The organism is Pseudomonas sp. NBRC 100443, assembly GCF_030268185.1.
Taxonomy (GTDB): Bacteria; Pseudomonadota; Gammaproteobacteria; order Pseudomonadales; family Pseudomonadaceae; genus Pseudomonas; species Pseudomonas citronellolis.
Window position 1 is genome coordinate 1 of sequence record NZ_BSQE01000078.1, and the last position, 362, is coordinate 362.

Here is a 362-nt window from a genome sequence, read left to right on the forward strand (position 1 = left end):
CCCCATATTTCGAAAGAGACGCTCGAATATCACTACGGCAAGCATCACGCTGCCTACGTAGTGAAATTGAACGAGTTGATCCGAGGTGGCGAGTTCGAAGGCCGCACCCTGGAGGAAATCATCAGGACTTCCGAAGGGGCGACCTTCAACAACGCTGCGCAAATCTGGAACCACAGTTTCTATTGGAACTGCCTGAGCCCCAGCGGCGGCGGTCGGCCGGACGGCGCGTTGGCCAATGCCATCGACACCGGATTCGGCTCCTTCGAGGGTTTCCAGCAGGCGTTCAACGACAAAGCGGTCAGCAACTTCGGCTCTTCCTGGACCTGGCTGGTGAGAAAGCCCAGCGGCTCGCTCGCCATCGT

At 58.6% G+C, this 362-nt stretch carries 1 protein-coding gene; it reads left to right on the forward strand.

The window, feature by feature from the left end; all coding sequences use genetic code 11:
• Positions 1–362: Fe-Mn family superoxide dismutase (locus QSJ95_RS32610; protein ID WP_285647896.1), on the forward strand; the 362-nt coding region annotated here is incomplete at both ends.